This is a genomic window from Citrobacter sp. Cpo015 (assembly GCF_030333035.1).
GTDB lineage: Bacteria > Pseudomonadota > Gammaproteobacteria > Enterobacterales > Enterobacteriaceae > Citrobacter > Citrobacter portucalensis.
In genome coordinates this window covers 358,877-374,340 of the sequence record NZ_JAOWGS010000019.1, presented here as the reverse complement: position 1 = coordinate 374,340, position 15,464 = coordinate 358,877, and the positions used below count along the sequence as shown (strand labels likewise).

The 15,464-nt window shown below is 53.1% G+C and carries 16 protein-coding genes; 7 read left to right on the top strand and 9 right to left on the bottom strand.

Annotated elements, in window-relative coordinates:
- Positions 1–179 precede the first annotated feature (179 nt).
- Positions 180–1,889: a D-lactate dehydrogenase gene (gene dld / locus OGY67_RS01810; protein WP_020996666.1), complete on the top strand. Its 1,710-nt coding sequence runs from the start codon at positions 180–182 to the stop codon at positions 1,887–1,889.
- A gap of 101 nt (positions 1,890–1,990) precedes the next feature.
- Here dld and pbpG read toward each other — a convergent pair whose 3' ends face one another.
- Together pbpG and OGY67_RS01800 are read right to left on the bottom strand one after the other, a co-directional pair.
- Positions 1,991–2,938: a D-alanyl-D-alanine endopeptidase gene (gene pbpG / locus OGY67_RS01805; protein ID WP_048234922.1), complete on the bottom strand. Its 948-nt coding sequence runs from the start codon at positions 2,936–2,938 to the stop codon at positions 1,991–1,993.
- A gap of 180 nt (positions 2,939–3,118) precedes the next feature.
- Positions 3,119–3,706 carry a Yip1 family protein gene (locus OGY67_RS01800; protein ID WP_003834475.1) on the bottom strand — a complete coding sequence of 196 codons (588 nt, stop codon included), beginning with the start codon at positions 3,704–3,706 and terminating at the stop codon, positions 3,119–3,121.
- 239 nt (positions 3,707–3,945) lie between these two features.
- Here OGY67_RS01800 and OGY67_RS01795 point away from each other — a divergent pair, with 239 nt between their 5' ends.
- Positions 3,946–4,515, top strand: coding sequence for a DedA family protein (locus OGY67_RS01795; protein WP_286573220.1), 570 nt, complete (start codon positions 3,946–3,948; stop codon positions 4,513–4,515).
- A gap of 37 nt (positions 4,516–4,552) precedes the next feature.
- Here the strand turns inward: OGY67_RS01795 and mdtQ are convergent, their stop codons facing one another.
- Complete coding sequence (gene mdtQ, locus OGY67_RS01790) at positions 4,553–5,986, bottom strand: multidrug resistance outer membrane protein MdtQ (RefSeq protein ID WP_149281508.1); 1,434 nt, start codon at positions 5,984–5,986, stop codon at positions 4,553–4,555.
- Between the two features lie 169 nt (positions 5,987–6,155).
- On the opposite strand from mdtQ, the gene OGY67_RS01785 reads away from it, so the two are divergent.
- Together OGY67_RS01785 and yohP are read left to right on the top strand one after the other, a co-directional pair.
- On the top strand, positions 6,156–6,890 hold the full coding sequence (locus OGY67_RS01785; RefSeq protein WP_008785256.1) for a class I SAM-dependent methyltransferase: 735 nt from the start codon (positions 6,156–6,158) through the stop codon (positions 6,888–6,890).
- Between the two features lie 70 nt (positions 6,891–6,960).
- On the top strand, positions 6,961–7,044 hold the full coding sequence (yohP, locus tag OGY67_RS23750) for a small membrane protein YohP (protein ID WP_015572324.1): 84 nt from the start codon (positions 6,961–6,963) through the stop codon (positions 7,042–7,044).
- Between the two features lie 88 nt (positions 7,045–7,132).
- Here the strand turns inward: yohP and dusC are convergent, their stop codons facing one another.
- The 6 genes from dusC to mhbT all read right to left on the bottom strand — a co-directional run bounded on the left by dusC (position 7,133) and on the right by mhbT (position 13,139).
- Positions 7,133–8,092 (bottom strand): tRNA dihydrouridine(16) synthase DusC, encoded by a 960-nt coding sequence (gene dusC, locus OGY67_RS01780; RefSeq protein WP_100272124.1) that lies wholly within the window; start codon positions 8,090–8,092, stop codon positions 7,133–7,135.
- 61 nt (positions 8,093–8,153) lie between these two features.
- Entirely contained in the window at positions 8,154–9,347 is a 1,194-nt protein-coding gene (locus tag OGY67_RS01775) for a 3-hydroxybenzoate 6-monooxygenase (RefSeq protein ID WP_008785258.1), read from the bottom strand.
- Positions 9,348–9,361: 14 nt separating this feature from the next.
- A complete protein-coding gene (maiA, locus tag OGY67_RS01770) occupies positions 9,362–10,006 on the bottom strand; it encodes a maleylacetoacetate isomerase (RefSeq protein ID WP_003834489.1) in 645 nt (214 codons plus the stop codon).
- An 8-nt stretch (positions 10,007–10,014) separates the two neighbouring features.
- Positions 10,015–10,716: a fumarylacetoacetate hydrolase family protein gene (locus OGY67_RS01765; protein WP_032943989.1), complete on the bottom strand. Its 702-nt coding sequence runs from the start codon at positions 10,714–10,716 to the stop codon at positions 10,015–10,017.
- A 15-nt stretch (positions 10,717–10,731) separates the two neighbouring features.
- The gene (gene gtdA, locus OGY67_RS01760; RefSeq protein WP_286573214.1) at positions 10,732–11,769 is read right to left on the bottom strand and encodes a gentisate 1,2-dioxygenase; all 1,038 of its coding nucleotides are present in this window, start codon (positions 11,767–11,769) and stop codon (positions 10,732–10,734) included.
- 11 nt (positions 11,770–11,780) lie between these two features.
- Positions 11,781–13,139 carry a 3-hydroxybenzoate transporter MhbT gene (gene mhbT, locus OGY67_RS01755; RefSeq protein ID WP_128611991.1) on the bottom strand — a complete coding sequence of 453 codons (1,359 nt, stop codon included), beginning with the start codon at positions 13,137–13,139 and terminating at the stop codon, positions 11,781–11,783.
- Between the two features lie 126 nt (positions 13,140–13,265).
- Here mhbT and OGY67_RS01750 point away from each other — a divergent pair, with 126 nt between their 5' ends.
- From OGY67_RS01750 to OGY67_RS01740, 3 genes are all read left to right on the top strand, one after another.
- A complete protein-coding gene (locus OGY67_RS01750; protein WP_286573212.1) occupies positions 13,266–14,174 on the top strand; it encodes a LysR substrate-binding domain-containing protein in 909 nt (302 codons plus the stop codon).
- A gap of 131 nt (positions 14,175–14,305) precedes the next feature.
- Positions 14,306–14,710, top strand: a complete 405-nt coding sequence (locus OGY67_RS01745) for a CidA/LrgA family protein (protein ID WP_003834497.1) — start codon at positions 14,306–14,308, stop codon at positions 14,708–14,710.
- Positions 14,707–15,402: a CidB/LrgB family autolysis modulator gene (locus OGY67_RS01740; RefSeq protein WP_003027380.1), complete on the top strand. Its 696-nt coding sequence runs from the start codon at positions 14,707–14,709 to the stop codon at positions 15,400–15,402. The genes OGY67_RS01745 and OGY67_RS01740 overlap by 4 nt, the downstream gene beginning before the upstream one ends.
- The last annotated feature ends 62 nt before the right edge of the window (positions 15,403–15,464 follow it).

Here is a 15,464-nt window from a genome sequence, read left to right as displayed (position 1 = left end):
CGCAGTTTGCCGTAAGACTAAACGGGAGCGATAAAGAAAGCTAAGGTTATTCTCCTAATTTTCGAAACCAACGCGACTCAGTGGAAGACAACCCAGAGACAATGTGAATGAGAAAGCGTATTGTCATACAAAGCGCTATGCTTGTTCCTGATATTGAGTCCCACCACAAGGAGTGGAGAATGTCTTCCATTACAACAGATAATAAAGCTTTTCTGAATGAACTGACCCGTCTGGTAGGTCATTCACACCTGCTCACAGACCCTGCTAAAACCGCCCGCTATCGCAAGGGATTCCGTTCCGGTCAGGGCGATGCACTCGCCGTGGTGTTCCCTGGCTCGCTTTTAGAATTGTGGCGCGTCCTGAACGCTTGTGTCGCCGCAGATAAAATTATCCTGATGCAGGCCGCCAACACTGGGCTGACCGAAGGCTCTACGCCAAGCGGTAATGATTACGACCGCGAGATTGTCATTATCAGCACCCTGCGCCTTGATAAGCTGCACGTCATCGGCAAAGGCGAACAGGTGCTGGCCTATCCCGGCACCACGCTTTATTCACTGGAAAAAGCGCTCAAACCGTTTGGCCGTGAGCCGCATTCGGTGATCGGATCTTCCTGTATCGGCGCTTCAGTGATTGGCGGTATTTGTAACAACTCCGGCGGCTCGCTGGTTCAGCGCGGTCCGGCATACACGGAGATGTCGCTGTTTGCGCGTATTGACGAGCAGGGTAAATTACAGCTGGTTAACCATCTGGGTATCGAACTGGGCCAGACCCCAGAACAGATCCTTAGCAAACTTGATGACGAGCGTATCAAAGATGACGATGTGCGCCATGACGGGCGTCATGCACACGATCACGACTACGTTACCCGCGTCAGAGATATTGAGGCGGACACGCCCGCTCGCTATAACGCCGACCCGGATCGGTTGTTTGAATCATCCGGTTGTGCAGGCAAGCTCGCGGTTTTTGCGGTGCGTCTGGACACCTTCGAAGCCGAAAAAAACCAGCAGGTCTTTTACATCGGTACCAACCAGCCAGAGGTGCTGACGGAGATCCGCCGTCATATTTTGGCAAAATTTGAGCATCTGCCGGTCGCCGGTGAATATATGCACCGCGATATTTATGACATCGCTGAGCAATACGGCAAAGATACGTTTCTGATGATCGACAAGCTCGGCACCGACAAAATGCCGTTCTTCTTCACCCTGAAAGGTCGCACCGATGCAATGCTGGAAAAAGTGAAAATTTTCCGTCCACATTTCACCGATCGGGCAATGCAGAAATTTGGCCATTTGTTCCCCAGCCACTTACCCGCGCGCATGAAAAGCTGGCGCGATAAGTACGAACATCACCTGCTGTTAAAAATGGCCGGTGGTGGCGTGGCTGAAGCGCAAAACTGGCTAAGCGAGTTTTTCAAAACCGCTGAAGGCGACTTCTTTGCCTGTACGCCGGAAGAAGGCAGCAAGGCGTTTTTGCATCGCTTTGCGGCGGCTGGCGCGGCGATTCGTTATCAGGCCGTACATGCCGATGAAGTGGAAGATATTCTGGCGCTGGATATCGCGCTGCGCCGTAACGACACCGAATGGTACGAGCATCTGCCTGCAGAGATCGACAGCCAACTGGTGCACAAACTCTATTACGGCCACTTTATGTGCTACGTCTTCCACCAGGATTACATCGTGAAAAAAGGCGTGGATGCGCATGCCCTGAAAGAGCAGATGCTGGAGCTTCTGCACGAGCGCGGAGCACAGTATCCAGCAGAGCATAACGTCGGACATCTGTATAAAGCACCGGAAACATTAACCCGTTTTTACCGCGAGAATGACCCCACCAACAGTATGAATCCGGGGATTGGGAAAACGAGTAAGCAAAAGTTCTGGAAAGAGTCGTAAACCAGAAAAAGATAAGCGCCACCGGGCATGTTGCCGGGGGCGCTTCGCTTGCCCGGCCTACCGCTACATTAGCTATGTGTATGCCGGATGAGGTGTCTTATTTAATCGTTCTGTGCAGTTTGCTCGCTCGTCGCTGAACCCGCCGCTGCCATCTGCGCCGCTTTTTGCTTTTTATAGCTCAGCGCCGCTGCCGGAACCGGCATCACCTTGCCCGTTTCGATCCAGGTACGTAAACGGCTGGCATCGGCAAAGTGGGTATATTTACCGAACGCATCCATCACCACCAGCGCCACCGGTTTGTTATTGATCACGGTGCGCATCACCAGACAGTGGCCTGCCGCATTGGTAAACCCGGTTTTGGTTAACTGAATATTCCAGTTATCGCGGTATACCAGATGGTTAGTGTTACGGAATGGCAGCGTATAAGCCGGGTTGGCAAAGGTCGCCATATCTTCACGCGTGGTGCTTAACTGGCCAATCAGCGGATACTGCTTGCTGGCGATCAGCAGCTTGGTTAAATCACGGGCGGTCGAGACGTTATGAATCGATAAGCCGGTTGGTTCCACAAAGCGAGTCTGAGTCATGCCGAGCGCTTTCGCTTTGGCATTCATGGCCTTAATAAACGCGTTATAACCGCCAGGGTAATGATGCGCCAGGCTCGCCGCCGCACGGTTTTCTGATGACATCAGCGCCAGCAGCAGCATGTCTTTACGGCTAATTTCACTGTTCAGTCGCACACGAGAGTAGATGCCTTTCATTTCCGGCGTCTGGCTGATATCAACTTTCAGCTTCTCATCCAACGGCAGTCGTGCATCAAGCACTACCATCGCGGTCATTAATTTGGTAATCGACGCAATCGGACGCACAAGGTCCGGGTGGTTCGAATAGATAACTTTGTTGGTATTCAGATCAACAATCATCGCGCTACCGGACGCTATCTCAGGCTGAGAAGCTGCTGCGGTAGTTGCCGTTTTAGCCACGGCTTGGGGTGCAAAAGGAACGGCCAGCACCAGGGCAAGGCTTAATAATGAAACTCGGAATTTCAGCATGATGAGATTTCTGATAATGGTTCACGCACGTCACAACGCACACCGCCAGAGACTAAGTATTATCTCAAGCTAGCTCAGGCATCATAGCGATCCGGCAGGTTTGCCGCCACAGGAGAATCGTCTCGAAATGCTGCGTTGCTGACTTTTACGTCAACAACGCAACGCAGACAGGTTTATCCGTCAGAATAACCGATAGCCGTAACCCCACAGGATTACCGTAATCGCCAGCAGAACTTCCAGTACCAGCACACCGATCGCCAGCGTCGAACTGGAAAAGCTCAGGCCTTCCTCTTTAGAGATATTCAGGAACGTCGGAATGCCGAGATAGAGTAAATAACCGGTGTAAAACAACGCAATGGTCCCCACCAATGCGCACAGCCAGACCAGCGGATAAAGTGCGACCAATCCGCTTAAAAACAGCGGCGTCGCGACATACCCTGCAAAGACCATGCAATGCGCCAACGACGGGCGCTGCGGGTAATTACGTGCCATCCACCAGATAACCCGGCCCATGACGGCGACGCCTGCCAGCATCACCCCGTAAAACAGAATTGCCATCGCAAATCCGGTCAACAGAGATAACTTCAGGATATTGCCATCGCCAAAATTCCAGCCGATTTGCGTGGTACCGATAAACGCGCAAACAACCGGGATTGCCGCCATCAGCAGTACATGGTGGGTATAGTGATGCGAAACACTTTCGTTTTCGCTGTTGATCACGTGCATTTCACGATCGGGATGGGAAAACAGCCCCCAGACATGGTTCATACCGCCCCCTTCTTGTCAGCTCCGGACCTCAACACTTCAAGTATAATTCAGCTTTTGATTATTTTATGTACACATGAAAAATACCGAAGCGCCGGGTAAAAAGTGTGTAAGCCGTAGGCTTGATAAGCGAAGCGCCATCAGGCATTAGGGAACTGAACGACGTTAAGCGCTACTATGCGTCTTTTCCGGCATCAAGTATTCATAGGGTGTATGCTATTACCGTGGAGGTCATACAACGTATGGATATAACGCATTATGTTGCGCAGTACGGCTATGCTGCGTTAATCATCGGCAGCCTGGCGGAAGGTGAAACCATTACCCTGTTAGGCGGCGTCGTGGCGCATCAGGGAGTCCTGAAATTCCCGCTGGTGGTACTCTCGGTCGCACTAGGTGGGATGATTGGCGATCAGTTGCTCTATTTACTCGGACGTCGTTTTGGCGGCAAAATTCTGCGTCGTTTCTCGCGCCATCAGGCGAAAATTCATTATGCGCAGAAAATGATCCAACGACGTCCTTACCTGTTTGTGGTCGGTACGCGCTTTATGTACGGCTTTCGCGTTATTGGTCCCTTACTGATTGGCGCCAGTCACCTGCCGCCGAAGATCTTTTTACCGCTGAATATTCTTGGCGCGTTTGTCTGGGCATTGCTATTTACCACCCTTGGCTACGTCGGTGGTGAAGTGATTGCACCGTGGCTGCACAGCCTCGACCAGCATATCAAGCATGGCATCTGGCTGGTGCTGGCTATTGGGATAGTCGCGGGCGTTCGCTGGTGGATGAAACGTCGAAGCACGCGTAAAGCGCAATGAAGATGGCCCGACAGCGGAACACCGTCGGGCCGAACAATCAGGATGCGTGATAACCGCCGCCCAGCGCACTGGTCAACTGAATTGAAGCATCCAGCCATTGGCCTTGCAAAAGCAGACCGTTGCACTGCTCACGTAATGCCGGGATCTTTGCCTCGCTAACCCTGGAGCCCGCAATAATACCCGCATTAAAGCGCGCCTGTGCCAGCCCCACTACGCGCTGAGCGTCATGTTCAATCTGCTGCTGATGCTGATTTTTCTGCGCCAGTGTTTCTACCTGCGATGCCGCACGTGCCACGTCATTCACCGCATCCACCACAGCTTTGTTGTAATTCGCCACCGTCAGGTTACTTTGCGCTTTCGTAATATCGAGATTCGCATTCAGCCTGCCACTGTCAAAGATAGGCAGCGTCAGCCCGGCGGTTACGCCCATTTGCTGCGCGGAATGGCGGAACAGGTCACTCAGATGTAACGCATCCTGTTGTAAAAATGCCATCAGATTCACATCGGGATAAAACGCCGCTTTCGCCGCATCAATGCTGCTCAGCGATGACTCAATGTACCAGTGTGCTGCCTGCAAATCTGGTCGACGGGCCAGCAGCGAATAACCTAGCTGGGACGGGAGCTGACTTTCAACCACGGGCAGTTTGGTCGAATGGAGCTTCAGGGCAACGGACTGCGAGTTGCTCAGCGCGCTTAGGCGCGCCTCAATCACCTTCATTTTACCGCTGACATCGTTCAGTTGCTGCTCCGTCTTGCTGGAATCGATATCGGTTTCAACACCTTCCACCGAAGAAGTGAGGCCGTTTTGATACAGTTGACGATCGACGGTAATCACATTTTGCTGCTCGCTTTCGATTTGCGTCAGCACGGTTTTCAGTGCGGCCTGCGTCTGCCATTCCCAGTAAAGACGGGAGACACCGCTCGCCAGTAGCTGCCGGGTTTGCTCGCGCTCAGCCTCACGCGCCTTAACGGCTCCAATGCGCGCAGTCACTTCGGCCCGATTCTTACCCCACAGATCCAGATTCCAGCCGGCGGTTAAACCAAAGGTACCGTTGGTGTACCACGGCCCTGTATTTCCATCCAAATCAGTAGCAAACGGTCCCATCAGCCCCTCAGCTGACATTTTCTGACGCTCAACGTCTGCGGAGAAGTCGATCTCCGGGCCATCTTGCGCTTCCACGGCCTTAGCCTGCGCCTCCGCCAGTTGAATGCGCTGTTCCGCGACCTGCATATCAGGAGAATTTCGTAACGTGCTGTCAATCAACGCATTAAGCTGGGGGTCGTGATATGCCTTCCACCACTGGCTGTCCGGCCAGCCATTTTTTAACGCGGCAGGCAATGTGGTATCGACATTTGCGGCAGGCGTCTGCTGTGACAGAGACTGGCGGTCATCATGCATCGGCGCGCAGCCAGACATCAGAACAAAAAGCGGCAACAATGCCGTCGTGACAAACACAGAATTACGATTCATGGAGATATACAGGTAAGAAAAGATGTGCAGAGATTACGACTTGTCGCGGTTGCTTTTTTAGTTACGCGTGGCAATACATCTTTGGCAATAAAAATATATAATCAGCAAAATATACATCTAGTGAATAATATAGATTAAATAATTTTAATAATTAATGGATGGAGATGTTATGTCACAGAATATCTATGACGATCCTGAGTTCTTTGCCGGATATGCCACGCTGGATCGTTCAGTAAAGGGACTCGACGGCGCGCCAGAATGGCCGACAATACAAGCGATGCTCCCCTCTCTTCAAGGCAAAAACATTCTTGATTTGGGCTGTGGATATGGTTGGTTTTGCCGCTACGCGCGCGATAATCAGGCAGCCAGCGTAATGGGACTGGATATTTCACAAAAAATGTTAACCCAGGCACACAGTATGACGCAGGGTAATGGCATCGTTTATCAGCGTGAAGATCTCGAAACGCTAACCCTGTCCCCAAATTCTTTTGACCTGGTTTATAGCTCGCTTGCCCTGCACTATTTGCACGATATAGAACGATTATTCGTAACCATTTACCAGTCATTAACACCAGGCGGTATGTTAGTTTTCTCTGCCGAGCATCCAATTTATACCGCACCGCTTAATCAGGGTTGGATAAAAGATAAAACTGGGCAGCTGTCCTGGCCGGTTAATCATTATCAGCAGGAAGGTGAGCGCATCAGTAACTGGTTTGCTGAAGGCGTCAAAAAACAGCACCGTAAGCTGGCGACCTGGATTAATGCGCTGATTGCCGCCGGATTCGAGATCGTCTGTGTCGATGAATGGGGACCGTCCGCGCAACAGATTGCTGAAAACCCGGCTTTAGATGAAGAAAAAGAGCGGCCGATGGTGTTTCTGCTCAGCGCACGTAAACCAGCATAACAACGCCTCCAGGCAGAATGATTGATACTTTCCTATACTCAATCTGAACTTACCAAAAAAAGGAAAGTTAATGAAAATTCTGCTGTGGGTAATTCTGATTATTTTTCTGATTGGGCTATTGGTGGTAACAGGCGTGTTTAAGATGATTTTCTGATGTCGTCATTTCGCCCAGGCCTGATAGCAGAAATCTCAGGCTATTCTTCTCTCTGATGCCGGATGGCGGCGTAAACGCCTTATCCGGCCTACTGGAACTGAGAGCAGGCAGTAATCTCGATAGCCTGAATCGCACGTGCGATATCCGGCGAATTATTTAACGCACGAATTTCCTGAAACAGTTCTGTTGCCTCTGAATATTCTTTGCGCAAATACCCTAACCACTGCTTAATCCGCGCTACATGATACAGCCCGGTGTCCCCCTGCTTTTCAAGGCGGGTATATTTTTGCAACAGCGTCACGACTTCAGGCCACGGCATACGCGGCTCGTTGTATTTCACCACGCGGCTCAGGTTCGGAATATTTAATGCGCCACGTCCGATCATCACCGCATCGCATCCGCTGATGGCCATACAATCCTGGGCGCTCTGCCAGTCCCAGATTTCGCCATTCGCAATAACCGGAATGGACAGCCGCTGACGGATCTCGCCAATCGCCTGCCAGTTGATATGTTCCGCCTTGTAGCCCTGCTCTTTGGTTCGGCCATGCACCGCCAGCTCGCTGGCACCAGCCTGCTGGACGGCATCGGCAATTTCAAACTGCCGGTCGCTGTTGTCCCAGCCCAGACGAACTTTCACCGTCACCGGAAGATGAGCCGGGACCGCCTCGCGCATAGCTTTTGCGCCCCGGTAGATAAGCTCAGGATCTTTCAATAATGTTGCGCCACCGCCGCTACCGTTCACCAGCTTCGATGGACAGCCACAGTTTAGATCGACACCGTACGAGCCCAGTTCTACCGCTCGTGCGGCATTCTCCGCCAGCCACTGCGGATACTGTCCTAACAGCTGAATGCGAACCAACGTGCCGGATGGCGTCCGGCTGTTGTTATGCAGTTCCGGGCAAAGTCGATGAAATACTTTTGCCGGCAGGAGCTGATCCACCACGCGCACAAACTCGGTAATGCACAGATCGTAATCATTCACTTCAGTCAGCAGCTCGCGCACCAGTGAGTCGAGCACGCCTTCCATCGGCGCCAGTAAAACACGCATATCGTTATCCGCAAAAAAAGAGGCGCTATGGTAGCGCCTCCGTTCGGGAGATTAAAGAGGCTCAGCGCGGCAACAGGCAGTTATCTTCTTTCCAACCGTACAGCCATTCCATACCGCGATAAAACTCCACCTGCGATTTGTCTTTCCACAGCAGATTACGTACCTGACGCTCGACGCCTGCGGCGTGGTAGACACGGCCCATTTCACGCGTTGACCAGACGATGCGTGCGGTACGCGGAATACGCACCGACTCATACAGCGCAAAGGCATCAGCCGCATCGCCATCACAGTGCTGTAGCGCTTTACCGAGCGTTACCGCGTCTTCCAACGCCATACAGGCACCCTGCGCCATATATTGTGCCACCGGGTGAGCGGCATCCCCCACCAGCGTGATGCGGTCGGTTCCCCATTTTTCTACCGGCTCGCGGTCAGCGGTGGACCAGCGCCGCCATGACGTCGGTTTATCCAGCATCTGACGCGGGCGCGGATGAATACCCGCAAAATAGGAGAGCACTTCCTCTTTGCTGCCATCCTTCACGCCCCACTCTTCCTGCTGACGACTGTGGAAGGTCACCACCAGGTTATATTGCTTACCGCCGCGCAGCGGATAGTGCACCAGGTGACAGTGTGGTCCGGCCCACAGCACCGGTGCGTTAATGCGTAAATCCTCCGGCATATCATCGCAATCAATCACGGCACGATAGACCACGTGTCCGGTAACCCGTGGCGCATCGCCAATCAGAGACTGACGAACGACCGATTTTACACCGTCACAGCCCACCAAAATATCCGCCGTCCAGCTGTTGCCGTGCTCATCAAATACCGTGACGTCATTCTCTGTCTGGCGAATATCAACCACGTTAGTTGAAGTGCGATACTCAACGTTAGGATGCACCAGCGCCGCTTCCCAAACGCTGGCGTGAATATCAACCCGATGGATAACCGCATAAGGACCGCCAAAGTGATCGCGGAACGCCTGGCCGGTTTCAATGCGGACCACCTCTTTTGCGTTTACCGCATCCATCATTGTGATGTGGTCGGTAAAAACGGCACGCTGACGGGCGACTTCTCCCACGCCAAGGCTGTCCAGAGCAGAGAATGCATTTGGCCCGAGCTGAATACCCGCGCCAATTTCACCAATCTCGTGCGCTTTCTCCAGCAACATCACTTTAATGCCCTGACGTGCCAGCGATAGCGCGGTCGCCGCGCCGCCAATCCCGCCACCCACGATAATTGCGCGTGTCACTTTAGCCATTGTCGTTCTCCTTATCAGGCTGGAATTTTATCTTGTTGATTCTCGGGCGCGGCGGCGATAAACGCCGGAAGCTGAGTACAGGCATCATATACCGCCTTACAGCGCGGATATCCGCTCAGATCGCACCCCATACGTAACGCGTTCGCCCACTGTGGGATCAGACAGCAATCCGCCAGCGTCGGCGCATCACCCACGCAGAACTTCCCCGAATGACTCTGGCGCAGCATCTGTTCCACCGCGCTTAACCCTTGCTGGATCCAGTGTGCATACCAGCGTTTTTTATCTTCTTCACTGACCTTTAACTCTTCGCTCAGGTAGCGCAGTACCCGCATGTTATTCACCGGGTGGATATCACAGGCGATGGCATAGACAATTTCCAGCACCTTACTGCGCACCGGGAAGTCGGCAGGCAGCAGTGGCGTTTGCGGAAAGTGGCCATCCAGCCAGTCAATTATTGCCAGCGACTGCCCAAGTGATTCTCCGTCATCGGTCACCAGAGTCGGCACCAGTCCCACCGGGTTCATCCGTCGGTAGGCCAGTTCGTTCTGCTGACCGATGCGAATGTTGACGCCCACCGTCTGGTAATCCAGCCCCTTCAGCGCCAGCGCAATGCGCACCCGATATGACGCCGAGCTATTAAAGAAACTGTACAGCTTCATCATCCACCTCAGACAATCTTCACGGCGATGGGGGTTAAACCGTCTACGTTTCCGGTGATCACATCCCCTTTCACTACCGCCCCCACGCCTTCTGGGGTACCGGTGTAGATCAGATCGCCCGGCTGCAGTTCGAAGAAACCAGACAGATAGCTGATGGTTTCATTCACAGACCAGATGAGGTGGCGAATATCGCTACGCTGATGATCGTCGCCGTTGACCTGCAACCAGATTGGCGCATTGTTAACATCCACACTTTCGCTGGCTTTATGCAGCGGCGCGATGGGCGCGGAGAGATCAAACGCTTTGCCAATTTCCCACGGACGCCCCATCTGCCGCATCTCCATCTGCCGATCACGGCGGGTCATATCCAGACCGGTGGCATAGCCCCAGATATATTCGTGCGCTTTTTCCAGCGGAATATCGCTGCCCTTTTTGCCAATCGCCACCACCAGCTCTATCTCATAGTGATAGTTATCGGTTTGCGATGGGTACGGCAGTTCGAGGATCTGACCAGCCGCCACCGGGACTACCGCATCGGCAGGTTTACAGAAAAAGAACGGTGGTTCGCGATCCGGATCAAAGCCCATTTCACGGGCATGGGCGGCATAGTTACGGCCCACGCAGTAAACACGGCGCACAGGAAATTGTTCATCACAGCCAACAACCGGAACGGTAACAGGCGCTTGTGGTTCAAATACGTATTGCGTCATTTTCTCTCTCCCAAATTAATAGCGTGCTTCGCGGAACAACCCCAGGGCTTCCTGAACCGGTCTGTCCGAAAAACTGAATAAGACGGTATCTTCGTGGGTCTGGAACGACACGCCGTGCCAGGTTGGCACCACAAAGATATCTTTTGGCGAAAAGTTGAAGGTCTCGTTACCAATGGTGACCTGCCCACATCCTTCCACCACGTGGTAGATAGTGCTGTCGGTGGTACGCGCCATCCGTGAGGAAAAGCCCTGCGGCAACAGTTGCAGGAAGGTTCCCATCGAAGGCATGGGATAACCGCCGGTTACCGGGTTGACGTAACGCATCTTGTAACCGTCCCACTCATCGGCGTCGCCCATGCGCGTCAGGTCATGCAGTGCTTCACGGCTTCGATCGTAGCGATAGTTAAAAATCGGCGATGAGTTACCTTTCTGATGACGCAGCGGCAGCATATTGGCCGCGTAGCGCGGTAAGTAATCCCCTTCCTTGCGCGTGACCGGCTGCTGATCTTCCGGGTAGTCTTCCGCAAAGCCACAGCCCAGCAGGTTCACCAACGGCAGGTCCAGACCGTCCAGCCACACCACCGGTTCACTGCCCGGGTTGCCGTGATCGTGCCAGCGCCACTGCGGCGTCAGAATAAAATCGCCTTCATGCATCTGGGTGCGCTCACCGTCCACAGCGGTAAATGCCCCTTTCCCTTCGACAATAAAGCGCAGCGCAGATTGATTATGACGATGACTCGGCGCAACCTCGCCTGGCATAATTAACTGCAATACCGCGTACAGCGTTGGGGTGATTGAAGACTGTCCACGCAGCATTGGGTTTTCCAGCACCAGCACGCGGCGAATTGCCTCTTTCGCGCCAATCAGATCGCCACTTTCCAGCAGCAGCGGGCGGATCTCCTGATAGTTCCAGTACGCAGGCGCGCAATGTGCGTTCGGTGTTGGCGGCACCAGGCGGTGCAGCGACTCCCACAGCGGGGTCAGATTCTGCCCGGAAATATGCTGGTAAAACTGCTGACGGCTGTTCTTAACGTCCTGATTCAGTTCAGACATAGGGATTCTCCTTATTCATTCACAACACCTGCGCGTGGCAGAGTATTTGAGGCAGAGGCCGACTGGCGGATAACAACCGTCAGCAGCGTAAGCATTACCGCGCTGATGGCCGCCGGGACGGCAATAATGAAAAACAGGTTATCGAATGAGAAATTCATCGCCATCATCACCCCGCCGGAAAGCGAGCCGACAATCGCGCCGCAGCGCCCCACTGCATTAGACCAGCTGACGCCCGTCGCCCGACTTTGTGTCGGATAAAGCGTGGCGGTTAACGCATTAAGACCAACCTGAGAACCGCTAATGCCGATGCCGGTGCCAAAAATAGCCAGTGCCATCAGCCACAGACCGTTTTCGCTCAGGCCAATCATGACGATGCACACTGCGCCCAGCGCATAACTCACGGCCAGCACGCGGAAAGGATTGTATTTGTCCATCAGCACGCCCAGCGCCAGTGCCCCCAGCGTTCCTCCAATCTGGAAGGCGGCAGTTACCCAGGAGGCATGCTGCAGATCAATTCCACGATGGTTAAGCAGCGTTGGCATCCAGCTGGAGAGCAGATAAATAATCAGCAGGCTCATAAAGAACACTACCCATAGCATCAGGGTAATAGGCAGCTGTCGCCCAACGAACAGCTGGCGAATGCTGCCTTTAGCAATTGCGGCACCCTCGTTGAGATAAAAATGGGTATTGTCATAACGTTCCCGGGTGATGGCACTGACGGTTCTGGCAATCACGTTTTGCGGCAGTTGACGACGAACCTGCCAGCGCGGGGATTCCGGTAGCGCAAACAGCAGAGCAACAAATAACATTAGCGGTAGAACGCCTCCCAGCACCAGAATGCCGTGCCAACCAATCACCGGCACCAGCTGTGCGCTGACGATACCGCCCATTGCCGATCCCAGAGTAAAGCCACAGAACATCATAGTGACCAGTGCGCCACGCCGACGCGCGGGCAGGTATTCCGAGGTCATAGTAATGGTATTCGGCATCGCGCCGCCCAGCCCTAAGCCGGTAAGAAAGCGCAAAATAACCAGCGTTTGTAGATCGGGTGAAAAAGCCGAAATTAGACTGAGCGCGCCGAACAGCGCCACGCAGAGTTCTATCACTCGTTTGCGGCCAAAACGGTCGGACAGCGGGCCACAGAGTAGCGCGCCAGCGGTCAGCCCCAGCAGACCTGCACCAAACAGCGGTGCCAGATCGCCGGCAGTAAGCTGCCAGTGAGTGCGAATATCAGGTGCGATAAAACCAATCGCCGCGGTATCAAATCCGTCGAGCATGACAACCAGAAAACAGCAGATGATAACGCGCCACTGGGTCTTACCGACGGGGGCGGAATCGATCAGTGCTTGTAGATCACGTTGTTGAGTCATAGTGAATGCCTCAGTGCAGGTAGAGTAGATGTCTGTTTTGTTTTAGGTATGTTGCGACTTTGTATGTTTGGAGATGAAATGTACAATGGCTTTTCATGCAGAGGCATAACCTGGAGGTTATAGCAAATGGCGAACTGGGCGCAGAAACTGAAGTTGCAACACCTGCAAACGCTTATCGCGCTGGGCGAACAGGGAAATCTGACGCACGTCGCCCGGATGATGAATATCACCCAGCCCGCGTTGTCGAAATGGTTATCACAGCTCGAAGATGAGATTGGCATCACGCTCTTTGAACGTCACAGTAAAGGCTTGCGCCCTTCCGAAGGCGGCAAGTTGCTACTGCAACATGCCCAACGCCTGATCAATGATATGGAGCGTTCGCAGTATGAAATCGCCCGTTTTAAGCAAGGCGGCCTTGTAGGGAGTCTGAAGATTGGCTGCTCGCCGGTAGCGACCGACTGTGTTTCACAGGCAATACTGGGTTTGCTCACAGAACTGCCAACCCTGCATCTAAATATTGAAGAGAAAGTGATGACCCCGCTGCTGCACGATCTGCTCGCGGGTTCGGTGGATGTCGTCGTCGGTCGGGTCGGCGGTCGGGCGCTTCAGTTACCGCTCAATTATCAAGTGCTGTATACCGAGCCGGTCTGTTTCGTCGCCCGCCCCGATCATCCCCTGGCAAAATTACCCCTGCTCACCTGGCACGATCTGGCTAACTGGCGCTGGATTGTCTGGCCGACAGGAACCCCTATCCGGATAAGCATTGATAACGCGCTGGTTGATAACGGCGTAATGTTGCCGGAAAACATCATTGAATCGGCATCAATCAACGTCAGTACCAACCTGCTGCAAAGTAGCGACATGATCTCTATTCTTTCTCTACGGCTGGCACAACGGTATGCCGCCCTGGGACAACTGGCTATCCTGAATCTGCCGAAGATTGAACAAAAAGGCAGCGTCGGCGTATTCTGGCGCAACAACGAAACGCCTACTACCGCCCTGAATCGTTTTCTGTTCTACCTGGCACAAGTTTAGCGCGGAGAGTTAGGGCCATCGCCCGATGTTCCAGATATCTATTTCCTCTATGCTTAGAATTCATGATGTGATCGGTAGCACGTTTTTAAGTTTAATTGTATGATGAATAAGTCTCGTCAAGGGTTTCAACTATGAGCAAAGCACTGAACGTTATCTGGCAATATTTGCGCGCATTCGTCCTGATTTATGCCTGCCTCTATGCAGGTATTTTTCTTGCATCGCTACTCCCTATCACCATTCCGGGCAGCATTATCGGCATGCTGATTCTGTTTGTTTTACTGGCTTTGCAGGTGTTACCGGCAAAATGGGTTAACCCCGGCTGCTACGTGCTGATTCGCTATATGGCCCTGTTGTTTGTCCCGATTGGCGTGGGGATCATGCAGTACTTTGACCTGCTGCGCGCGCAATTTGGTCCGGTGGTGGTGTCTTGTACCATCAGTACGCTGGTCGTTTTCCTGGTGGTGAGCTGGAGCTCGCACATTGTGCACGGTGAGCGCAAAATCGTTGGGCAAAAAGAGGCTAAAGCAAAAAAATGATGTCGTATATCTGGTGGTCGTTACCTCTTACGCTGGCGGTATTTTTTGGCGCACGTAAGCTGGCAGCTCGCTTTAAAATGCCTTTGCTGAATCCGCTGCTTGTTGCCATGGTGGTGATCATTCCCATTCTGCTGCTGACAGGTATTCCCTACGATCACTATTTCAAAGGCAGCGAAGTGCTGAACGATTTGCTGCAGCCTGCCGTGGTCGCGCTGGCCTATCCGTTATACGAACAGTTGCACCAGATTCGCGCCCGCTGGAAATCAATCATTGCTATCTGTTTTGCCGGGAGCGTTGTGGCGATGGTAACAGGTACAACAATCGCCTTGTTGATGGGCGCATCACCACAAATTGCCGCGTCTATCATGCCAAAATCGGTCACTACACCTATCGCTATGGCCGTGGGAGGCAGTATTGGCGGCATTCCGGCGATCAGCGCCGTATGCGTCATTTTTGTCGGCATTCTCGGGGCGGTATTTGGTCATACGTTACTCAATGCCATGCGTATCCGCACTAAGGCAGCTCGTGGGCTGGCAATGGGCACCGCGTCGCACGCCCTGGGCACCGCACGCTGTGCGGAACTGGACTATCAGGAAGGTGCGTTTAGCTCACTGGCGCTGGTCATCTGCGGCATTATTACCTCACTGGTTGCCCCGTTCCTGTTCCCGATTATTCTGGCAGTGGTGGGTTAATCTTCATTTTTTAGCTATTTATTTGCGATGCGTTGCACATTTTTCATTTAAGTTTCATAAGT